The sequence below is a fragment of the Flavobacterium piscinae genome, assembly GCF_004122145.1.
In the GTDB taxonomy this organism is placed as follows: domain Bacteria; phylum Bacteroidota; class Bacteroidia; order Flavobacteriales; family Flavobacteriaceae; genus Flavobacterium; species Flavobacterium piscinae.
The window spans coordinates 13,526-35,984 of sequence record NZ_SBKQ01000017.1 but is presented as its reverse complement, the minus strand read 5'-3'; the positions used below and the strand labels follow the sequence as shown (position 1 = coordinate 35,984).

General features: G+C 34.1%; 17 protein-coding genes. 12 read left to right on the top strand and 5 right to left on the bottom strand.

The genetic code is table 11. The features are described from left to right. The first annotated feature begins 64 nt into the window (after window positions 1–64). From EQG68_RS14010 to rpsA, 12 genes are all read left to right on the top strand, one after another. The gene (locus EQG68_RS14010; RefSeq protein ID WP_187347469.1) at window positions 65–883 is read left to right on the top strand and encodes a prohibitin family protein; all 819 of its coding nucleotides are present in this window, start codon (window positions 65–67) and stop codon (window positions 881–883) included. 222 nt (window positions 884–1,105) lie between these two features. Next, a complete protein-coding gene (locus EQG68_RS14005) occupies window positions 1,106–3,328 on the top strand; it encodes a S41 family peptidase (RefSeq protein WP_164975466.1) in 2,223 nt (740 codons plus the stop codon). Window positions 3,329–3,594: 266 nt separating this feature from the next. Continuing rightward, entirely contained in the window at window positions 3,595–4,452 is an 858-nt protein-coding gene (hisG, locus tag EQG68_RS14000) for an ATP phosphoribosyltransferase (protein ID WP_129465513.1), read from the top strand. Window positions 4,453–4,536: 84 nt separating this feature from the next. Next, window positions 4,537–5,826: a histidinol dehydrogenase gene (gene hisD / locus EQG68_RS13995; protein ID WP_129465512.1), complete on the top strand. Its 1,290-nt coding sequence runs from the start codon at window positions 4,537–4,539 to the stop codon at window positions 5,824–5,826. After that, window positions 5,819–6,880: a histidinol-phosphate transaminase gene (hisC, locus tag EQG68_RS13990; protein ID WP_129465511.1), complete on the top strand. Its 1,062-nt coding sequence runs from the start codon at window positions 5,819–5,821 to the stop codon at window positions 6,878–6,880. The genes hisD and hisC overlap by 8 nt, the downstream gene beginning before the upstream one ends. A gap of 1 nt (window position 6,881) precedes the next feature. Further along, a complete protein-coding gene (hisB, locus tag EQG68_RS13985; RefSeq protein ID WP_129465510.1) occupies window positions 6,882–8,018 on the top strand; it encodes a bifunctional histidinol-phosphatase/imidazoleglycerol-phosphate dehydratase HisB in 1,137 nt (378 codons plus the stop codon). 81 nt (window positions 8,019–8,099) lie between these two features. Next, a complete protein-coding gene (gene hisH, locus EQG68_RS13980) occupies window positions 8,100–8,681 on the top strand; it encodes an imidazole glycerol phosphate synthase subunit HisH (protein ID WP_129465509.1) in 582 nt (193 codons plus the stop codon). A gap of 83 nt (window positions 8,682–8,764) precedes the next feature. Then, window positions 8,765–9,490, top strand: a complete 726-nt coding sequence (gene hisA, locus EQG68_RS13975) for a 1-(5-phosphoribosyl)-5-[(5-phosphoribosylamino)methylideneamino]imidazole-4-carboxamide isomerase (protein ID WP_129465508.1) — start codon at window positions 8,765–8,767, stop codon at window positions 9,488–9,490. A gap of 30 nt (window positions 9,491–9,520) precedes the next feature. Beyond that, entirely contained in the window at window positions 9,521–10,276 is a 756-nt protein-coding gene (hisF, locus tag EQG68_RS13970; protein WP_129465507.1) for an imidazole glycerol phosphate synthase subunit HisF, read from the top strand. Between the two features lie 68 nt (window positions 10,277–10,344). Beyond that, a complete protein-coding gene (hisIE, locus tag EQG68_RS13965) occupies window positions 10,345–10,950 on the top strand; it encodes a bifunctional phosphoribosyl-AMP cyclohydrolase/phosphoribosyl-ATP diphosphatase HisIE (RefSeq protein ID WP_129465506.1) in 606 nt (201 codons plus the stop codon). Between the two features lie 57 nt (window positions 10,951–11,007). Continuing rightward, entirely contained in the window at window positions 11,008–12,885 is a 1,878-nt protein-coding gene (locus tag EQG68_RS13960) for an alpha-amylase family protein (protein ID WP_129465505.1), read from the top strand. A gap of 271 nt (window positions 12,886–13,156) precedes the next feature. Further along, window positions 13,157–14,932: a 30S ribosomal protein S1 gene (gene rpsA, locus EQG68_RS13955; RefSeq protein ID WP_129465504.1), complete on the top strand. Its 1,776-nt coding sequence runs from the start codon at window positions 13,157–13,159 to the stop codon at window positions 14,930–14,932. 75 nt (window positions 14,933–15,007) lie between these two features. Here the strand turns inward: rpsA and EQG68_RS13950 are convergent, their stop codons facing one another. From EQG68_RS13950 to recG, 5 genes are all read right to left on the bottom strand, one after another. Further along, a complete protein-coding gene (locus tag EQG68_RS13950; protein ID WP_246011765.1) occupies window positions 15,008–15,670 on the bottom strand; it encodes a hypothetical protein in 663 nt (220 codons plus the stop codon). Window positions 15,671–16,076: 406 nt separating this feature from the next. Beyond that, window positions 16,077–18,497, bottom strand: coding sequence for a phenylalanine--tRNA ligase subunit beta (gene pheT / locus EQG68_RS13945; RefSeq protein WP_129465502.1), 2,421 nt, complete (start codon window positions 18,495–18,497; stop codon window positions 16,077–16,079). A 117-nt stretch (window positions 18,498–18,614) separates the two neighbouring features. Continuing rightward, window positions 18,615–19,142 carry a hypothetical protein gene (locus tag EQG68_RS13940; protein WP_129465501.1) on the bottom strand — a complete coding sequence of 176 codons (528 nt, stop codon included), beginning with the start codon at window positions 19,140–19,142 and terminating at the stop codon, window positions 18,615–18,617. A 167-nt stretch (window positions 19,143–19,309) separates the two neighbouring features. Beyond that, the gene (locus EQG68_RS13935; RefSeq protein ID WP_129465500.1) at window positions 19,310–20,173 is read right to left on the bottom strand and encodes a bestrophin family protein; all 864 of its coding nucleotides are present in this window, start codon (window positions 20,171–20,173) and stop codon (window positions 19,310–19,312) included. A 135-nt stretch (window positions 20,174–20,308) separates the two neighbouring features. Further along, window positions 20,309–22,426 carry an ATP-dependent DNA helicase RecG gene (gene recG, locus EQG68_RS13930; protein ID WP_129465499.1) on the bottom strand — a complete coding sequence of 706 codons (2,118 nt, stop codon included), beginning with the start codon at window positions 22,424–22,426 and terminating at the stop codon, window positions 20,309–20,311. Between the last annotated feature and the right edge of the window lie 33 nt (window positions 22,427–22,459).

Below are 22,459 nucleotides of genomic sequence, written 5' to 3'. Positions count from 1 at the left end.
GAACTTTCAATTGTAACTTTCTTTCTTTTTCTGCGTATAAAAAGTAAACCAAAACACTTTTTTTATGAATAAACCATTCAATTTTAAGTTAATTCCAATGATTATTGGGATTATCTTTCTTATCATTTTTATAGCAAAATCAACCATTACGATTGGCTCTGGACAAGCCGGTGTTTTATATAAAACGTTTGGCGGCGGGGTTGTAACGGATGAATCGCCTTTGGGAGAAGGTTTTCATTTAGTAGCTCCATGGAATGATGTATTTGTATACGAAGTGAGACAACAAGAACTTTCTGAAGAAATGCAAGTATTATCATCAAATGGTTTGGAAATCAAATTAGATGCTACCGCTTGGTTTCATCCGCAATACGAAAATACAGGTAAATTGCACCAAGAAAAAGGAGAGAACTACATTGAAAGAGTCATTCGTCCTGCCATCCGTTCTGCTGCCAGAAGTGTGGTTGGTCGTTATACACCCGAACAATTGTATTCTACTAAACGCGATGCCATTCAAGACGAAATTTTTACAGAAACCAAAAAGATTTTGGCCGGACAATATGTACAATTGAATGAAGTGTTGGTGCGTGACGTTACTTTGCCGGCGACTATAAAATCCGCCATCGAAACCAAATTAAAACAAGAACAGGAAAGTTTAGAATACGAATTCCGTTTGGAAAAAGCCCAAAAAGAAGCGGAACGTCAACGTATTGAAGCCGAAGGAAAAGCCCGAGCTAATCAAATTTTAAGTGCTTCATTAACGGATAAAATTCTTCAAGAAAAAGGTATTCAAGCGACTTTAGAGTTATCAAAATCTCAAAATTCAAAAGTCATTGTTATCGGTTCCGGTAAAGACGGAATGCCTATTATTTTGGGGAATCAGTAACTTCTAAATAAACATAGTTAGTCTAAACCGTTTGAATTTCAGACGGTTTTTTGTTTTTAAAATAGATTTATAAAGCACAAAATGACATAAACTTTTGTTAATCACTTTTTACTTTGTAAGATAATTTATTTCATTTACCACATGAGAATAATAATCATTCAGTATTGATTTTTTAATGAGTGAATGAAATTATCATTTTTAAAAGACTAAACAATGTTATTTATGAAAAAAAGTTACCTGTTTTCAATTTTGTTTCTATCGTTTTCAACTGCAATTTTCGCTCAGAAACAACCAACCAAGTCAGTATTAAATTTTGATTTTGAAACAATAGAAAATGGAAATCCAAAGGGTTGGGAAAACTTTGGAAATGAAACATATCAAAAGGCTTTAGATTCTTTGGATGTTAAAAGTGGAAAATATTCAGTTTCATTATCTTACACTGACGGGAACCTTGGTTTCAAAGCATGGGCATTTACATTACCGGACAATTACAAAGGAAAATCAATCACGCTAAGCGGATTCATTAAAACAGAAAATGTTTCCGAAGGTCATGCCGGATTATGGATGCAGATTGATCCAAGCTTAGGTTTTGATAATATGAATAAAAAAGGAATTGTTGGAACAACTGAATGGACTAAATATGAAATTAAATTACCGTTGTATCCTGATAAAACCGACAAAATTTATGTCGGAGGCTTGCTGGTGGGTAAAGGAAAAATGTGGTTAGACGATTTGAAAGTTACAATTGATGGAAAAGAAATTCAAAAAATAAAACCATATTTCAAAGAGGTCTTTCCAGCTCAGTTAGATAAAGAATTTGATGAAAGTTCAAAAATAACAACGTTTGATTATACATCTACTCATATTTCAAATCTTAAAATGCTTGGGTTGATTTGGGGATTTTTAAAATACCATCATCCAAAAGTTGCATCGGGTGATTTAAATTGGGATTATGAGTTATTCCGAATTATGCCAAAAATAATATCTGCAAAATCAATTAACGAACGAGATGAAATTTTTTCTACTTGGATTTCAAGTTTAGGTGATTTTAAAACAACAACTTTTAAACAATCAAAGGACGAAATCAAAATTCAACCCGATTTAGCTTGGATTACAACTTCCAATTTTTCAAGTAAATTAACAACTTTACTAAACAAAGTAAAAATAGCAAAACGAACAAATAATCATTACTATTTAGCATTTCATTCGGGAGTTAATAATCCCGATTTTAAAAATGAAAACGCTTATGCAAAAATGGTTTATCCTGATACAGGCTTTCGTTTGTTGACTTTATTTCGCTATTGGAATATGATTCAGTATTTTTTTCCATACAAAAATTTAATTGAAGAAGATTGGAAAATGGTATTAGAAGAATTTATTCCCAAGTTTATTCAAGCAAAAGATGAAACAGAATATACATTAACTATTTTAGAAATAGTAGCTAGAATTCATGATACGCATGCTAATGTTTGGGAAGGAAATGAAGTTTTAAATAATTTTTATGGTTCAAAATTTGCTGCGGCAGAAATTAAGTTTATTGAAGAAAAAGCAGTTGTTACCCAATTTTATGATGATGAATTAGGTAAAGAATCAGGATTGAAAGTTGGTGATGTAATTGCATCCGTGAATCAAAAAACAATAGAAGAATTTGTGAAGGAACAAATAGATAGAACTCCTGCTTCCAATTATCCAACAAAATTAAGAGACATTGCTAATTTAGTTCTGCGAACAAATGACGATGAATTATCAATCGAATACATTAGAGATGGAGTAAAATCTCAACGAAAAATAGCCACCTATTCATCAGATAAAATTGACATTTATAATTTTTATCAGAGCCATAACCCTTCTTTCAAATTTGTTGAAAAAGATATTGCATACATTAACCTTGGAACAGTTAAAAAAGATTTTTTACCTGAATTGTGGGAGCAATTTAAAAACTCAAAAGGATTAATTTTGGATTTACGAAATTATCCCTCTGATCACAATGCAATGTATATATTAGGTAGTTATCTTGTTTACAAAAAAAGCAAGTTTGTTAAGTTTACTAAAGGTAGTTTGAAACATCCGGGAATGTTTTCTTTTTATACTACTTATAGTGTTCCAAACAAAAAAGATAAAAATTATCAAGGAAAAGTTGTAATTTTAGTTAATGAAATAACTCAAAGTAGGGCTGAATTTCATGCAATGGCCTATCAACAATCACCAAATGCTATTATTATGGGCTCAACAACTGCGGGATCAGATGGAAATGTTTCTATTATTTCGCTTCCGGGAGGAATTTCAACCATGATTAGTGGTATAGGGGTTTATTATCCAGACGGTAGAGAAACGCAACGAATCGGAATTGTTCCTGATATAGTAGTAAAACCGACCATCGAAGGTGTTAAAAACGGTTACGACGAAGTGCTTGAAAGAGCTATTGAGTATTTGAATAAAAATTAATTTAGTTTTAATAGTTCGAGCAATTATAGTTCAACAAATCACAAAGTTTCTAAATTTTTTGTTTTCTAACATTTTAAGTCATTACATTTGCAACATCAAAAAATAACAAAATGTTTACCATTCAATTACATCATCATCATCACACCTCCGCTCAAGCGAAGTAATGATGCTATGTAATTAATCCATATATCTAAAACCCGTTTGAGTGTATCAAACGGGTTTTTTGTTACTCACCCTTTTGGTGCATTCATTTAAAAAAACTAAAAATGAACACCTTAAAAATTGCGATTCAAAAATCAGGAAGACTCAACGAAGAAAGTCTTCAAATGCTGAAAGATTGCGGGATTTCCATTAACAACGGCAACGACCAACTCAAAGCAGAAGCGACTAACTTTCCTTTGGAAGTATTGTTTTTACGGAATTCAGACATTCCGCAATATTTATTGGATGGTGTGGTAGATGTTGCCATTGTAGGCGATAATCTCTTGGTTGAAAAAGGTCAAAACATCACCGTTGCAGAGAAATTAGGCTTTTCTAAATGCCGTGTTTCTGTTGCCGTTCCTAAATCATTCGAATACAATTCGATTCAAGATTTAAATAATTTACGAGTGGCGACATCGTATCCAACAACAGTGCTGAATTTTTTTAAGTCGAAAAATGTTTCCATCGACATTCACCAGATTTCCGGTTCGGTTGAAATTGCTCCCAATATCGGTTTATCAGATGCCATTGTAGATATTGTTTCCAGCGGAAGCACCTTATTTAAAAACAATTTGAAAGAAGTAGAAGTGATTCTGAAAAGCGAAGCCGTTTTAGCCGTTTCTCCAACTATTTCAACTGAAAACCAACAAATTTTAAATAAACTTCGATTTCGCATTCAATCCGTACTCAAAGCCGGAAAATCAAAATACATTTTGATGAATGTACCGAATGATAAAATTCAACAGGTCAGCCAAATTCTTCCGGTTTTGAAAAGTCCAACCATTATGCCTTTAGCCGAATCCGGGTGGAGCAGTCTTCATTCTGTCATCGAAGAAGACACTTTTTGGGAAGTCATCGATCAACTCAAATCCGCCGGAGCAGAAGGTATTTTGGTTTGCCCGATTGAGAAGATGGTTTTGTGAAAAAGTGATTAGTAATTAGTGAATAGTAATTAGTCTTAATGAATCTTAATGAAAACCCCCTTAATACCTTAATGTTAAAGTCAAATGAAAAAATATAAAAACCCACCCCAATCCCAATGGTCATCGTTATCCCAACGCCCCACTCAATCATTCGCCGAAATCGAAGAAACCGTAAAAGCCATTTTTAAAGAAATTCAGACCAAAGGAGATAATGCAGTTGCCAAATATACATCTTTGTTTGACGGAATTAAGTTAGATACTTTTTTGGTTGCTGAAAATGAAATTAAAGAAGCTGAAAAACAAATTTCAGAAGATTTGAAACATGCCATCGCTTTAGCAAAATCGAATATTTATAAATTTCATTCAGCCCAAAAAACGAATAAAATTGAAGTGGAAACCACTGAAGGTGTTGTATGTTGGCAAGAAAAACGTCCCATTCAAAAAGTCGGTTTATACATTCCGGGCGGAACGGCTCCGTTATTTTCAACCGTGTTGATGTTGGCCATTCCCGCTAAAATTGCCGGTTGCGAAGAAATCATTTTATGTTCACCACCTGATAAAAACGGAAAAATAAATCCCGCTATTTTGTATGCGGCCCATTTATGTGGTGTAACGAATATCTTTAAAGTTGGTGGAATACAAGCGATTGCGGCTCTGACATTTGGTACAGCATCGATTCCAAAAGTCTATAAAATTTTCGGACCAGGTAATCAATATGTTACGGTGGCGAAGCAAGTAGCTACGCAATTCGATACAGCTATCGATATGCCGGCCGGACCTAGTGAATTGTTAGTTTATGCAGATGATTCATCGATTCCCGCTTTTGTTGCTTCCGATTTATTAAGTCAAGCCGAACACGGAACCGATAGTCAAGTAATTTTGGTTTCCAATTCTCAAAAAATAATTGATGAAGTAGAAAATGAAATTGAAAACCAAATTCAAGTTTTACCTCGTAAAGAAATTGCTCAAAAAGCCATCGAAAACTCTAAATTGATTTTGATCAAAAAGGAAAACGATGCCTTGGCATTTATTAACGAATATGCCCCTGAACATTTGATTATTTGTTCCAAAAACGAGACTTTTTTTATTGATGGAATCCAAAATGCCGGTTCAGTGTTTATTGGCAATTTCACTCCTGAAAGTGCTGGCGATTATGCTTCTGGAACCAATCATACGTTGCCAACAAACGGATTTTCAAAGAATTATTCCGGTGTAAATTTAGATAGTTTTTCAAAAGCCATTACGTTTCAAAAAATTGCTGAGCACGGTTTAAAAAACATTGGAAATGCCATCGAAATTATGGCGGAAGCTGAGGGTTTGCAAGCCCATAAAAACGCAATTACCTTACGACTAAATGCTTTAAATAATGAATAAAAATACAGCAATAAATAGTTCGTTTTCGATTCAGAGTCTTGTTCGAAACAATATTTTCAATATGCAATCCTATTCTTCTGCACGCGATGAATTCAAGGAATTTGAAACGAATATGGTTTTTTTGGATGCCAATGAAAATCCGTTTTCCAATGGCTATAATCGCTACCCAGATCCGCAGCAAAAGCTTTTGAAAACAATTTTGGCACAACAAAAGAAAGTGTCCATCAATCAAATTTTGTTGGGAAATGGAAGTGACGAAGTGCTTGATTTGCTCTTTCGTGCCTTTTGCGAACCTAATCAAGACAATGTCATCACGTTGCCACCAACGTATGGAATGTATGGCGTTTTAGCTGATTTGAATGCCATTGAAAACAGAAGAGTTTTGTTAACTACAGATTTTGAACCTAATGTTGAGGAAATTTTGAAAAATGTTTCAAAAAACACCAAAATCATCTTTTTGTGTTCGCCCAATAACCCAACCGGCAACTCCTTTTCAGATGAACGTATTTTGTATTTGTTGAGAAATTTCAATGGTTTAGTTGTTTTGGATGAAGCCTACATTGATTTTTCTTCCAAAGCAAGTTGGTTGTCAGAGCTGAATGATTTTCCCAATTTGGTCATTACTCAAACCTTGTCAAAAGCCTATGGTTTGGCCGGACTTCGGGTGGGAATTTTGTATGCTTTGGAGGAAATTGTTGAAATTTTAAACAAAATCAAACCACCTTATAATTTAAATACTTCTTCTCAAGAAATTGCGATGAAAAAATTGACACAAAACACGTTGGTTGCTCAAATAAAAAAGATAATATCAGAGAGAGAAAGCCTTCTGAAATCACTTCAAGAGGTGAACTGTATTGAGCAGGTATTTGCTTCGGATACTAATTTTATTTTGATAAGAGTAGATGATGCAAACTTGCGATATAACCAATTAATTCAGGCAGGAATCGTAGTTCGAAACAGAAGTAATCAGCCTTTATGTGAAAATTGTCTTCGCATAACCATTGGAACAAAAGAGGAAAATGTTCAATTAATCACCACCTTAAAATCATTATAAAATGGCACAAAAAATTTTATTTATCGATCGAGACGGAACCATTATAAAAGAACCAGCAGATGAGCAAATTGATGCCTTTGTAAAAGTGACTTTCTATCCAAAATCATTAACCTATTTAAGCAAAATTGCAACCGAATTGGATTTTAAATTGGTCATGGTCACCAATCAAGATGGTTTAGGAACGGCAAGTTTTCCTGAAGAAACATTTTGGCCGGTGCATAATTTCATTCTAAAAACATTTGAAAATGAAGGAGTTGTTTTTGATGATGTATTAATTGATAAAACGTTTCCACAGGAAAATGCTTCCACCCGAAAACCAGGAATCGGAATGTTGCAAAAGTATCTTTCGTCGGACTATGATTTAGAAAATTCATTCGTTATCGGTGACCGCTTAACTGATGTTGAATTAGCGAAAAACCTCGGATCAAAAGCGATTTTCATTAATGATAATACCAATTTGGGTACGAATGAAATATCTGTTAAACGAGAAGATTTGAATTCAATTATTGCCTTAGAAACCAATGATTGGAAACAAATTTATGACCTTTTGAAATTGGAAAACCGAACGGCTTCAGTCTATCGCAAAACGAATGAAACTGAAATTGCCATCACGTTAAATTTAGACGGAACCGGAAAAAGTAACATTCAAACCGGATTGGCCTTTTTTGATCATATGCTGGATCAATTATCCCGTCACGGTCAAATGGATTTGGATATTCAAGTCAAAGGCGATTTGCAAGTGGATGAACACCACACGATTGAAGACACAGCTATTACCTTAGGCGAAGTTTTTTCGAAAGCGTTAGGTGATAAATTAGGCATCGAACGTTACGGATTTTGTTTACCGATGGACGATTGTTTGGCACAAGTAGCCATCGATTTCGGCGGTCGATCGTGGTTAATGTGGCAAGCTCCTTTTAAACGGGAAAAAATTGGGGATATGCCAACCGAAATGTTTTTTCACTTCTTCAAATCATTTGCTGATGGTGCAAAAGCCAATTTAAACATCAAGGCGGAAGGTTTTAACGAACACCATAAAATTGAAGCGATTTTTAAAGCTTTCGCGAAAGCAATCAAAGCAGCGGTTAAAAGAGATGTAGAGAAAATGATTTTACCTACAACTAAAGGAATGTTATAAAGTATTCAGTCTCAGTCTCAGTAGGCAGTCTAGCACTGCAGCTGAAAACTGTGACTGAAAACTGTGACTAATTTTAAAAAAATGAAAATAACCATAATAGACTACGGTGCCGGAAACATACAAAGTATTCAATTTGCCTTGAACCGATTAGGTTTTGAAGGGATTTTGACAAACAATGCAGATGAAATTAGTTCTGCCGATAAAGTGATATTTCCGGGCGTTGGTGAAGCTAGTTCGGCAATGAAAAAATTAAAAAATACTGGTTTGGATGAATTGATTCCAACATTGAAGCAACCGGTACTTGGAATTTGTTTGGGAATGCAATTGATGTGTAATCACTCAGAAGAAGGTAATACCAAAGGTTTAGGAATTTTTGATACCGATGTTATTCGATTTTCCAATGAAGTTAAAGTACCGCAGATGGGTTGGAACACTATTTATAATTTGCAATCTCCTTTATTTCAAGGAATAAATGGAAATGAATACTTGTATTTAGTACATAGTTTTTATGCTCCTTTATCTGAAAATACAATTGCAATAACAAATTATGAAACAGAATACAGTTCGGCCTTACAACGTTATAATTTCTACGGCGTACAATTTCACCCTGAAAAAAGTGGAATTATAGGAGAACAAATACTCAAAAATTTTTTAAATCTTTAATGTGAACACAGATTTAAGAAATAATAAAATTTTAAAAATTTCTCAAATTATATCAATCTGTGTTCAAAAAAAAATAATCAAAAATGAAAATCATCCCAGCCATCGACATTATCAACGGAAAATGTGTCCGGTTAACCAAAGGCGATTATACTACTCAAAAAATATACAATGAAAATCCAATAGAAGTCGCCAAATCATTTGAAGCTCATGGTATCATGAATTTACACTTAGTCGATTTAGACGGAGCAAAAGCAGGACAAATTATCAATTATAAAATTTTGGAACAAATAGTTTCGAATACTGAATTGAAAATTGATTTTGGAGGCGGATTAAAAACCAACAAAGATGTTGAAATTGCTTTTGAATGCGGTGCCAATCAAATCACCGGTGGTAGTATTGCTGTCAAAAATCCGTTATTATTTGAAGAATGGATTCAACGTTTTGGTCCTGAAAAAATCATTCTCGGTGCCGATGTATCGAATGGAAAAATTGCTGTTTCAGGTTGGCAGGAAGAAAGTTCAGAAGAACTCATTCCATTTATTCAACACTATCAAACCAAAGGAATTCAATCGGTTATTTGTACTGATATTGCAAAAGACGGCATGTTAGAAGGACCAAGTTTTGAGCTGTATAAAACAATTTTATCGGAAGTAAAAACTATCAAATTAATTGCATCCGGCGGAATTTCAACATTCATAGAATTACCAAAATTAGCTGAAATAGGTTGTCACGGTGTCATTATCGGAAAAGCGATTTATGAAAACCGAATTTCATTAAAACAATTGGAAAATTTCATCACAAAGTCTTAATACTTAATACTCCAATCTTAATACTATCAAATGCTTACAAAAAGAATAATCCCCTGCCTCGACATCAAAAACGGACGAACCGTAAAAGGCATCAATTTTTTAGACTTAAGAGACGCGGGTGATCCTGTTGAATTAGCTTTAAAATATTGTTTAGAGGGAGCAGATGAATTGGTTTTCTTGGATATTTCTGCTACAGAAGAACGCAGAAAAACCTTGGTTCAACTCGTTCAAAAAGTAGCTCAAACCATCAATATTCCGTTTACGGTGGGTGGCGGAATTTCATCAGTAAATGATGTAGAAGTATTATTGAAAAACGGAGCGGATAAAATTTCCATCAATTCATCAGCCGTTAATAATCCGAAATTGATTTCAGAAATTGCTAAAAATTTTGGAAGTCAGTGCGTTGTTGTTGCCATCGATGCGAAATTAATCAATGAAAATTGGAAAGTACATTTGGTTGGGGGAAAAGTCGCCACCGAGTTGGATTTATTCGACTGGGCAAAAGAAGTGGAACAACTTGGGGCTGGTGAAATTCTATTCACTTCGATGAACAACGACGGAACAAAAAATGGTTTTGCTAATTCGGCTTTAGCTCAATTATCTAAAACGGTAAATGTACCCATAATTGCTTCGGGTGGAGCAGGAATGATGAACCATTTTGAAGAAGCATTTTCTTTGGGAAATGCCGATGCTGCTCTGGCGGCCAGCGTTTTTCATTACGATGAAATATCAATCCTTGAACTAAAACAATTTCTAAAAAATAAAAACATTCCTATCAGATTATAGAAGTTAAATTAACACTTTTATGACCTTTTAAAAATCAATGAAAATAGTAAATAACTTATACGACTTATATGTTTAAAAAAAATTTAAATTTCAATAAAAATCCTGATAACTTAATTCCAGCGATTATTCAAGATGCCACAACCAAAACGGTTTTAATGTTGGGCTACATGAACGAAGAAGCGTATCAGCAAACGATTTTAACTCAGAAAGTCACTTTTTTCAGTCGGACAAAAGACCGGTTATGGACCAAAGGTGAAGAAAGCGGCAATTTTCTCAATCTTGTTTCAATCGATGCGGATTGCGATAACGATACACTTTTAATTCAAGTACATCCAACCGGTTCGGTTTGCCATACAGGAGCTGATACGTGTTGGAAACAGCCAAATAAAGCTGATTATGGATTTTTGTCTAATTTGGAAAACACTATTCAACTTCGAAAAGAAAATGGCCTTGCAGAAACAAGTTATATCGCTTCTTTATTTGCAAAAGGCATCAATAAAATTGCCCAAAAAGTTGGTGAGGAGGCGATTGAAATGGTTATTGAAGCCAAAGATTCCAACGATGCTTTATTTTTGAACGAAAGTGCCGATTTACTTTTTCATTATTTAGTTTTATTGAACGCAAAAGGTTTTGAATTGAATGATGTAGTTAAAATTTTGAACGACAGAAGCTAATCACTAATTACTAATCACTATTTTTCGTATATTTAGACCTTTAAAATAGATATAAATATGCTTAAAAAATCTGCGGTTGCATTGAGCACCATTGTTTTATTTTCAACTTTATCTTGCGAACAAAAAAATATGAAAGCCAAAACTGATACGGTTTCTGAAACAAATTCAGAACATAAAATTGTTGTTTATCAAGTTTTTACACGTTTATTCGGAAACACTAATACCACCAATAAACCTTGGGGAACCATCGAAGAAAATGGCGTTGGGAAGTTCAATGATTTTACAGATAAAGCTCTTCAAGAAATAAAAGAGTTAGGCGTAACACACATTTGGTACACCGGTGTGCCACATCACGCAGTTGTTCGTGATTATACCAAATACGGAATTTCTAACGATGATCCGGATGTGGTAAAAGGTCGTGCCGGTTCGCCATATGCCGTAAAAGATTATTACAACGTAAACCCTGATTTGGCGGTTGATCCCGCAAAACGTCTAGAAGAATTTGTAGCCTTGATTGAACGTACACATAAAAACGGTTTGAAACTTGTTATAGATATTGTGCCCAATCACATTGCCCGTCGTTATGAAGGAAAAACCAATCCAAAAGGGGTCAAAGATTTTGGAGCAGACGATGATAAAACGGTAGAGTACAAACGAAATAATAATTTCTATTACATTCCAAATTCAAAATTTGAAGTGCCTACCGATGCCAATTATAAACCACTTGGTGGTGAAAAGCATCCGTTAGCCGATGGAAAATTTGAAGAAATTCCGGCAAAGTGGACCGGAAATGGTTCACGTTTGGCAAAACCTGATATTAATGATTGGTATGAAACGGTTAAAATTAATTATGGTATAAAACCGGACGGAACCAAAGATTTTCCAATGTTACCGGATGGTTACGACAAAAAAGATTATAAAGCTCATGCTGATTTTTGGAAAGGAAAAGATGTGCCGGATTCTTGGAAAAAATTCAAAGACATCACCCATTATTGGATAGAAAAAGGAGTAGATGGTTTCCGATATGATATGGCCGAAATGGTACCGGTAGAGTTTTGGAGTTATATGAATTCTTCCATCAAAATGAAGAATCCAAATGCTTTTTTGTTGGCAGAAGTATACAATCCGGCGGAATACAGAAATTACATTCGTTTAGGAAAAATGGATTATTTGTATGACAAAGTACAAATGTATGATACCTTGAAAAATATTGTGCAAGGTCGTGGCTTACCGAAACACATTTCCGGTATTCAAGAAGACTTGAAAGATATTGAACACCACATGCTTCACTTTTTAGATAACCACGACGAACAACGTTTAGCGAGTCCGCAATTTGCCGGTGATGCAAAAAAAGGAATGCCGTTAATGGTAGTTTCGGCAACCATCAGTTCGTCGCCAACCATGATTTATTTTGGTCAGGAAGTGGGAGAACCGGGTGCGATTGATGCCGGTTTTGGTAAACAATCTCGAACCTCTATTTTTGATTATGTGGGAGTTCCGCATCATCAACGTTGGATGAATGGCGGAAAATTTGACGGCGGACAATTATCCAAAGAAGAAAAAGAATTACGTGATTTTTATAAACGCTTGTTGAACTTTACGCTGAAAAGTAGTGCGTTGATGGGTGATTATGAACAAATTCAGGACGCCAATTTAGAAGCCGGTTTAGGCTATGATTTCGGATTGTATTCGTTTGTGCGATGGAGCGAGGAAGAGAAGTTAGTGATTGTCACTAATTTTAATCAAAACACACCCGTTCAATGTGATGTGATGATTCCGGCAGATGTGGTGAAAAAAATGAATTTGAAAGACGGAAAATATCAATTAAAAGATCAATTATACGGGAAAAGTACAACTGAATTGATTATTGAGAATGGAGTAGGTAAGTTTGTTGTGAAAATTTCGCCTAATGAAAGTTTTATTTATAAGATTTAGTTACAAATAATTTATTTGGATTAATGGCTTCATGTTTTACTAGTTTTAATGATTAGTTTATAATTTTAAAAAAATCAAGTTGATATAAGTAATTTTTCTTTCTAATTCCCTCAAAAATAGTTTTGTAAATTCAAAAAAGCTTCGTAATTTTGCACACCTTTTGGCGAAGAAGAGTTTCCATTGGGTATAAACAAATTATGTAAACATCTTCTGCTGTTTTCTATCGCATTATGAAACTCAAGTGAACACAGAATACAAATTTTTAATCAGCATGTCTGAAATTTTAAAAGAACAAGAAGCGTTTTTAGCAAACTTTAACTGGCATAACTTCCAAGAAGGAATTGATGCAGTGGATGAAAAAAACCTAAGAGAATTTGAAGAATTAGTTGCTAAGACCTTCATTTCAACGGAAAGTGACGAAGTGGTAATGGGAACTGTAGTTCGTATTACGGATCGTGATGCTATCGTTGACATTAACGCGAAATCGGAGGGAGTTATTTCTTTAAACGAATTCCGTTACAATCCAAACTTAAAAGTAGGTGACAAAGTAGAAGTATTAATCGACGTTCGTGAAGACAGAACAGGTCAGTTAGTATTATCGCACAGAAAAGCTAGAACAATCAAAGCTTGGGATCGTGTAATTGCTGCTAACGAAAGTGGCGAAATCGTAAACGGTTTTGTAAAATGCAGAACAAAAGGTGGTATGATTGTAGATGTTTTCGGAATTGAAGCCTTCTTACCAGGTTCACAAATTGATGTGAAGCCAATTCGTGACTACGATCAATATGTAAACAAAATGATGGAGTTTAAAGTGGTAAAAATTAATCACGAGTTTAAAAACGTGGTGGTTTCTCACAAAGCTCTTATCGAAGCAGATATTGAAGTTCAGAAAAAAGAAATCATTGGTCAATTAGAAAAAGGACAAGTATTAGAAGGTGTGGTGAAAAACATCACTTCTTATGGTGTTTTCATTGATTTAGGTGGTGTTGATGGATTAATTCACATTACTGACCTTTCTTGGTCAAGAATCAATCACCCAAGTGAAGTACTTGAATTAGACCAAAAATTAAACGTTGTAATTCTTGATTTTGATGATGAGAAAACAAGAATCCAATTAGGTTTAAAACAATTAAACGCTCACCCATGGGATGCTTTAGATGCTAAATTACAAGTTGGTGATAAAGTAAAAGGTAAAGTAGTAGTAATCGCAGATTACGGTGCTTTTATCGAAGTGGCTGAAGGTGTTGAAGGTTTAATCCACGTTTCTGAAATGTCTTGGTCAACACACTTACGTTCAGCTCAAGATTTCATGAAAATTGGAGATGAAGTAGAAGCAGTTATCTTAACATTAGACAGAGACGAAAGAAAAATGTCGTTAGGTATCAAGCAAATGACGCAAGATCCTTGGACTGATATTACCGCTAAATATCCTGTTGGTTCTAAACATACCGGTATCGTAAGAAACTTTACTAACTTTGGAATCTTCGTTGAATTAGAAGAAGGTATTGATGGTTTAATTTATATTTCTGATTTATCTTGGACTAAGAAAATTAAACATCCATCTGAATTCATCAACGTCGGTGAGAAATTAGATGTGGTAGTATTAGAGTTAGATGTTGAAGGACGTAAATTATCATTAGGTCACAAACAAACTACGGATAACCCATGGGATAAACATGAAGATGCTTATGCTGTTGGTACTATCCACAACGGAACTATCGCTGAAATTGTTGACAAAGGTGCAACAGTTGATTTTGGTGATGATGTAGTTGCCTTCGTTCCTGCTCGTCATTTAGAAAAAGAAGACGGTAAGAAATTGAAAAAAGGGGATGCTGCAGACTTTAAAGTAATTGAATTCAACAAAGAATTCAAAAGAGTTGTAGCTTCGCATACTGCTATCTTTAGAGAAGAAGAGGAGAAAAATGTGAAAGCTGCTTCAGAAGCTGTTGCGGCTAACAATAACACGAATGCTCCTGCTCAAACCTTAGGTGAAAACAACCAAATTTTGGCTGACCTAAAAGCTAAAATGGAAAAAGGAGAAAAATAATTTTTCTCTTTTATAAATTAAAAAATCCCTCTTCGAAAGTAGAGGGATTTTTTTTCATTCTAAAGTTACTATTCACTAATTATAATATTTGCTCAACCAAATATCTTCATTGAAATTCTTTCCTTGCCAAAAACAGTAGTAAAGAGCAATTCCCATCACAGATTTTAAAACAAATAAAAAGGTAACCAAGCCCATAACTCCTTGTGTGGTTTTACCAAATATATTTTGTGGTATAAGAGCAGTCAATAACAAACTGATAAATACTAGAAGAACAATAAAATTCCCCATATTTTTAAAGGGTTTCACGGCTAGTTTTCGTAACGGATGCAAATCATTTCCCCATTTGTGAATAAGATAATAATATTCATTGCCGATTGGAGCAAATAATAACGGATCGTCATAGTTTTCCAATTTAAACAATTTAGAAGGTGCAACAATTTTGAATCCTTGTAATTGGGTTTGGTGAATTTTTTCTAGTGCACGAATTTTTGAAATTGCTTCTTCCGGAATTTGTCCTTTGAAATAATGTGAAGATAAAAATCGTAAGCGATAATCTACACACAAGGTTTTGATTTCATTGATGTGGAAAATGTTTTTCGTTTCCAATTCATCAAAAATGAAATAATTGTGATTTGTTGAAGATTTCTTTGAAAGTTCACTTTTAATATTTTCTCTTTCCTGTTCATTTTCACTTAAAATCTTCTTTACTTGTGAGATAAGTTCAGATTCAGAATTCATTTTTTTCTTTAAATTCTGTAATTCAACCAGCAAGTTCTTCTTTTTCAGTAGCATTTTGAATGAATTTAGTTGTAATTAAATAATATGATTTAATTAGTTCTAAATTAATTAATTATACTTTTTTTAAAAAATAATTTGTGCTTTTTTTTACTATTTCAATTATTAAAGTTCTGTTAAAAAGGCTTTTAAAAAACTATGGTTTAGTTTGATACGTAATCCAATCAATAACTAAAAAAATTATATCACAATAAATTAAGAAAATAGTAACTGCAATGGTTGCATTGCAATAATGAAATGAAAAAGGGTTTGTTCAAATCGAAGTTATAATACTATGATTATAGGTTTATTACTTGATTTTTGTATGAACTAAAAAAGACCACCAATTTAATTTTTGTGGTCTTTTTTATTATCTCAAAACTGCTCCAACTTCTTTTTCAAAATTTTGTTGAAGCTTGTTCATTATTTTATCAATTTGTTCGTCAGTCAACGTTTTGGTTGTGTCTTGAATAACGAAACTCAAGGCATAGGATTTCTTTCCTTCCGGAAGGTTCTTTCCTTCATAAACATCAAAAAGATGAATCTCTTTTAATAAAACTTTCTCTGTTTGACGAGCAATAGAATATAATTTATCAAACGTAACATTTTGATCTAATAATAATGACAAATCTCTTCGAACTTCCGGATATTTAGGAATATCTTGAAATTTAATTTTGTTTGAAATCATTTTCAAAATCAGATTCCAATTAAAATCGGCATAAAATACTTCTTGTTTAATGTCGAAATATTTTAGAATAGATTTTTTTACCGTACCATACTCAACTAAAACATCATTTCCAATGGCAATGGCTATTCCTTCGTTAAATACATCGCTTGAAACCGGAACACTTTGTGTTTTTCCAACAGAAAGTCGAGTTAAAATCGATTGCACATAACCTTTAAACAAAAAGAAATCACTAGGCTTTTGTGGCGTTGTCCAAATTTCAGGTTGACGATTTCCGGTTACAAACAACGAAAGATGCTTGTTTTCTTCATAACCGGACGGCATTTTATGGTAACTTTTACCGAATTCAAATAATTTTAAATCTGAATTTCTACGATTTATGTTATACGAAACCGCTTCTAAACCGGAAAACAAGAGGGATTGACGCATCGCTGATAATTCATTACTCAACGGATTCAGCATCATGACATTAAAATCTTCTTTAAGATTTTCTGATAATTTCACATAATCAGGAGTTGTCAAGGAATTGGCCATCATCTCATGAAAACCTACCGAATTCAATTGTGAAGCGATGATGTTCTGCACTTTATAATCCTCAGTTCTTCCTGAATTGGCAACGGTCGCATTCAATTTTTTAGAAAACTGAATGTTGTTGTAACCATACACACGAAGAATTTCTTCAATCACATCAATTTCACGTTGTACATCCACACGATACGCAGGAATGGTTAAGCCTAAACCGGCATCGGAAACGCTGTTGACTTTAATATCTAAAGAAACCAAAATCTTTTTGATGATTTCTTTTGGAATTTCCTGACCAATGATTTTATTTACTTTATTGAAGTTTAATAAAACCGTGAAATCTTCAATTTTCTTTTGATAAATATCGATGATATCTGAAGTAATTTCGCCCCCTGCAATTTCTTTAATTAAAATAGCGGCTCTTTTTAAAGCGTATTCAGTGATGGTTGGATCGATTCCACGTTCAAAACGGAAGGAAGCATCGGTACTTAATCCATGTCTCTTTGCCGTTTTACGAATAGAAACCGGATTAAAATAGGCACTTTCTAAAAAGATATTGGATGTATTTTCGGTAACGCCAGAATTTTTCCCACCAAAAACACCTGCAATGCAAAGCGGACCTTTTTCGTCGCAAATCATTAAATCTTCTTCGTGTAAAATTCGTTCTACATCATCTAAGGTTTTGAATTTTGTTCCACTTTCAGCAGTTTTTACGATAATTTTTCCGTTGATTTTGTTGGCATCAAATGCATGTAGCGGTTGCCCTAATTCGTGCAAAACATAATTCGTAGCATCAACAATATTATTTTTTGGTGTTAAACCAATCGCTTTTAAACGATTTTGCAACCAATCCGGAGAAGGTTTTACCGTAATTCCCGAAATGGTAACACCGCAATAACGAGGAGCTAATTTGATATCTTTTACTTCTACATCAATTTTGAGCGTTCTTTTATCTACTCTAAAACTGGTTACGGAAGGCGTAATTAATTCGGGGTGCACATTTTTTTGTACTAATCCGGCACGTAAATCACGAGCAACACCCCAATGCGACATGGCATCGGCTCTGTTGGGTGTTAAACCGATTTCAAAAACTTCATCATTTTCAATGTTCATTACTTTAGCAAATGGTGTTCCGGCTTTTAATGAAGCATCTAAAATCATAATTCCGTCATGATTTTCGCCAAGACCTAATTCATCTTCGGCACAAATCATTCCGTGACTTTCTTGTCCGCGGATTTTTCCTTTCTTAATTTGAAATTCGTTTCCTTCTTTATCAAATAAATTGGTTCCAATGGTTGCTACAGGAACTTTTTGACCCACCGCAACATTGGGAGCACCACACACAATTTGTACAGGATTTCCATCGCCTAAATCTACTGTAGTTATTTTTAAACGGTCAGCATCATGATGTTGCACGCAGGTTTTTACTTCGCCAACCACGATGCCTTCTAAACCACCTTTTACAGATTGATATTTTTCTACAACTTCTACTTCTAAACCTAAATCGGTTAGCAACGCTGCTGTTTCTTCGGAAGATGATTCTAATTTAATAAATTGTTTGAGCCAATTGTATGAGATACGCATTTTCTATGAGCTTTTAAAGGTGGCAAAGATAATCAATGAAATACTTTTTGCATAATTTTAAATAAAAAAGGTCACTTAATTTAGCGACCTTTTGAAAACTTTTTCTAATCATGATTTTTAGTTGATGCAATAAAGAAAATAGGATAATTTTTCGCTTCCTGGTAAAACTTGGGAAACACTATTTGCTGACTTACTGTCTTGTGAAGTAGCATCTATAAACTTGAAATGTGTTGACACATAAATGCATCCGTTTTTATCAAATTTTAAATCTTCTTTTTCTATTCTAAAGATATTTTCAGTCTGATTTGTGGCAGTTTTAAAATTGTAAGAAGGAATTGTTTCGACATCATCAATACTTTTACGAATTTTAGAAAACGTTCCAAAATATAAATCAGCTTCTGAAATTGATATTTTATCATTTGTTTTACAAATCATATAAATAGTAGTTTCATCATGATAAATAGATAATTCGCCAATTGATTTGGAATCATTATCAATTATTTCATAATTCACTTCAGATTTTAAAGCAGTATCTTTTTTAGAGGAAAGCAGTGCAAGATTTGTTTGTTCTTCGTTAAAAGAATCGTCTTTACTACAATTAACAGTCAAAAATGCAGTAAAAATTACTAGTGTAATTTTTTTCATGTTGGTTAAGTTTTTTGTGTTAGACTTGGGATCTATTCAAATAAATGCCGGGCAAGCTTTTAGTTGATGGTGCTAAACTAAGTGCAAGTATTGATTTACAAAAATAAAATCGTTTAAAAACACTTTTTTCTCGTTATATAACTCAAAATAAGTATAATTAGTATGATTTAAAGGATTTCTTCAACGTGTTTTTTGATATTAGAAGCTATTTTTTCGATAGGAAGATCGTTTGCATCAAAACCGAAAGGATCTTCAATTTCTTCGGCAATGAGCTCTAAACTCGCTAATACATAAAAAATAAAAATAACTACCGGAATAGAATAATATCCCAAACTGAAAACATAGCCAAACGGCAAAGTCATTACATAAAAAAAGATAAACTTTTTGATAAATGCACTATAAGAATAGGGAATAGGCGTGTTTTTGATTCGTTCACATGCTCCGCATATATCAGTAAACGACATAATTTCGTTGTTCAAAATAATCAGCTGATCGCCGGTAATTTTCTTTTGGTCATACAAATCATTTATTTTTTGAAAAAGCATTTTGGCTATTTGATTAGGTTTGTGTTTATGATGATCAATTTCCAAATCGGTAACTTCATAAAGTTGTTTACTCGTTTCTTCATCAGTCAAATGCTTTCCTAATATTGAAGCATATCCCGGAATAATTTTTCTGAAAAAGGCCCTGTCATTTTCTTCATGTAAAATGACACATAGTTTAACAGCTAAGTTCCTGCTGTTATTTACTAATGCACCCCATAATTTACGCCCTTCCCACCATCGATCATAGGCGGTATTGGTTCGAAATACAAGTAATAAAGAAATCACAAAACCCAACATGCTATGCATAATTGTAATATTACTCAGGTAACTTTGTTCTGATAATTTCCAATACTCAATTTCCAAATAGCCCACACCATACGTATAAAATCCAATAAAAATCATCATCGGAATCAATTTTCGGAAGGTATCGGATTTATGAAATCTGAATATAAAAGTAATCCAGTCTTTGGGGTTGTATTGAACCATTTGTTTGGGTAATGGGTTAAAGGTAATGGGTGATTGGTTTGAAAGTGTAAATGTAGAGAAGAAATTTTAATTTTTAATTGCTAATAAAAATTTTCATACTTATTAACCTATTACCAATCACCAATTACCCTTTACCTAACTAATATAATTCCAAATATTCTTCTTCTTACTCATTTCCATAAAAACCATTCGCAACGTTTGGTGCTCCGGTAATGTCATTGAGGCATCTTTTTTCAAGAGTTTGATGGCTTCATGGCGAGCAAGTTGTAAAATATCTCGGTCTCGAACTAAATCGGCGATTTGTAAATTCAATACACCACTTTGTTGTGTTCCCATGATATCGCCGGGTCCGCGGAGTTTTAAATCGACTTCGGCAATTTCAAAACCGTCGTTGGTGCGACACATGGTTTCTAAACGTGTTTTGGAATCGTCACTTAGTTTGTGACTCGTCATCAAAATGCAATAACTTTGTTCGGCACCACGACCGACACGACCGCGAAGCTGATGCAATTGCGATAAGCCAAAACGTTCCGCACTTTCAATCACCATGACGCTGGCATTGGGAACGTTTACACCGACTTCAATCACGGTGGTAGCGACCATAATATTGGTTTTCCCAGCTGCAAAACGTCGCATTTCTTCTTCTTTATCAGCCGCTTTCATTTGTCCGTGTACGATGGAAACGCTGTAGTGAGGCAATGGAAAATCCCTTGAAATACTTTCATAACCATCCATCAAATCTTTGTAATCCATTTTTTCACTTTCATTAATCAATGGATAAACAATATAAATTTGTCGGCCTTTGGCGATTTCATCTTTCAAAAAATTCCACACTTTCAATCGGTTCGAATCATAACGGTGAACGGTTTGAATAGGTTTTCGACCCGGAGGCAATTCGTCGATTACAGAAATATCCAAATCGCCATACAAACTCATCGCCAATGTTCGCGGAATTGGAGTAGCTGTCATTACTAAAACGTGTGGTGGAATAGCGTTTTTCTTCCATAATTTCGAGCGTTGCTCTACACCAAAACGATGCTGCTCATCAATAATGGCCAAACCTAAATTATTGAACTGTACTTTATCTTCCAACAAAGCATGTGTGCCGATTAAAATATGTAATTCACCATTTTCTAACGCTTCGTGTATAATTTTTCTTTCGGAAGTTTTGGTTGAACCTGTTAATAGTTTTATATTGATATTCAAATCTTTAGCCAATTCGGTCAAGCCGTTAAAATGTTGCGTAGCTAAAATTTCCGTGGGAGCCATCAAACAACTTTGAAAACCATTGTCTAACGCTATTAGCATACACATTAAGGCTACAATCGTTTTTCCGGAGCCCACATCGCCTTGTAATAAACGGTTCATTTGTGCGTTGCTGCCTAAGTCATTTCGAATTTCTTTCAACACTCGTTTTTGAGCATTTGTCAATTCAAACGGCAAATGATTTTGATAGAAATTATTAAAATATTCGCCCACTTTTTCAAACGGATGGCCTTTGATTTTATGTTTCCGAATGAGGTTTTTGGTGATTAATTGCAATTGAATAAAAAACAATTCTTCAAATTTTAATCGAAATTGAGCTTTTGCCAACAACTCCTGACTTTTTGGAAAATGAATATTGAACAAGGCCGCATTTTTGGGAATCAATTTTAATTCATCCAATAAATAAGGGGGAAGTGGCTCGGTAAAACGGGCTTGCGTTTCCACAAACAATTGCTGCATCATTTTGTTGATGGTGCGATTGGAAATGCCTTTTTGCGTCAATTTTTCGGTTGAAGGATAAACCGGTTGCATCGCCGAACGCAAACTTTGTTTGTGTTCTTCCAACAATTCCAGTTCCGGATGAGCCATGTTAAACACGTTGGAAAATGAAGCAACTTTACCAAAAGCAACATAAACGGCGTTGAGTTTTAAACTTTCGCGAATCCATTTTTGTCCTTGAAACCAGACCAATTCCATTTCTCCGGTGTCATCAACAAACGTAGCGACTAATCGTCCTCGTCCTTTTTTTTGTTCAACTGTTTTGATGTGGATGATTTTTCCAATGATTTGAACTTCACTATTACTCCCGAGACTTCGAGACTGTAATTCATTGATTTTATAATATTTTGTTCGATCAATGTACCGATTAGGGAACAACGTTAACAAATCACCATACCGATGAATACTAAGCTCTTTCCGAAGCATTTCACCTCGGGAAGGACCTACACCTTTAAGGTATTCGATAGGAGTTTGTAATATATCGTTCATTTTAAAAAAATCAATGGCAATATCAATGGCAAT

Excerpts from the sequence above, each read along its gene's own strand:
- hisIE (WP_129465506.1), top strand. The coding sequence starts at position 10,345 with ATGTTTAAAAAAAATTTAAATTTCAATAAAAATCCTGATAACTTAATT.
- EQG68_RS13940 (WP_129465501.1), bottom strand. The coding sequence starts at position 19,142 with ATGAAAAAAATTACACTAGTAATTTTTACTGCATTTTTGACTGTTAAT.
- recG (WP_129465499.1), bottom strand. The coding sequence starts at position 22,426 with ATGAACGATATATTACAAACTCCTATCGAATACCTTAAAGGTGTAGGT.
- EQG68_RS13935 (WP_129465500.1), bottom strand. The coding sequence starts at position 20,173 with ATGGTTCAATACAACCCCAAAGACTGGATTACTTTTATATTCAGATTT.
- hisB (WP_129465510.1), top strand. The coding sequence starts at position 6,882 with ATGGCACAAAAAATTTTATTTATCGATCGAGACGGAACCATTATAAAA.
- EQG68_RS13950 (WP_246011765.1), bottom strand. The coding sequence starts at position 15,670 with ATGAATTCTGAATCTGAACTTATCTCACAAGTAAAGAAGATTTTAAGT.
- EQG68_RS14005 (WP_164975466.1), top strand. The coding sequence starts at position 1,106 with ATGAAAAAAAGTTACCTGTTTTCAATTTTGTTTCTATCGTTTTCAACT.
- hisH (WP_129465509.1), top strand. The coding sequence starts at position 8,100 with ATGAAAATAACCATAATAGACTACGGTGCCGGAAACATACAAAGTATT.
- hisF (WP_129465507.1), top strand. The coding sequence starts at position 9,521 with ATGCTTACAAAAAGAATAATCCCCTGCCTCGACATCAAAAACGGACGA.
- hisC (WP_129465511.1), top strand. The coding sequence starts at position 5,819 with ATGAATAAAAATACAGCAATAAATAGTTCGTTTTCGATTCAGAGTCTT.
- hisD (WP_129465512.1), top strand. The coding sequence starts at position 4,537 with ATGAAAAAATATAAAAACCCACCCCAATCCCAATGGTCATCGTTATCC.
- pheT (WP_129465502.1), bottom strand. The coding sequence starts at position 18,497 with ATGCGTATCTCATACAATTGGCTCAAACAATTTATTAAATTAGAATCA.
- rpsA (WP_129465504.1), top strand. The coding sequence starts at position 13,157 with ATGTCTGAAATTTTAAAAGAACAAGAAGCGTTTTTAGCAAACTTTAAC.
- hisG (WP_129465513.1), top strand. The coding sequence starts at position 3,595 with ATGAACACCTTAAAAATTGCGATTCAAAAATCAGGAAGACTCAACGAA.
- hisA (WP_129465508.1), top strand. The coding sequence starts at position 8,765 with ATGAAAATCATCCCAGCCATCGACATTATCAACGGAAAATGTGTCCGG.
- EQG68_RS13960 (WP_129465505.1), top strand. The coding sequence starts at position 11,008 with ATGCTTAAAAAATCTGCGGTTGCATTGAGCACCATTGTTTTATTTTCA.
- EQG68_RS14010 (WP_187347469.1), top strand. The coding sequence starts at position 65 with ATGAATAAACCATTCAATTTTAAGTTAATTCCAATGATTATTGGGATT.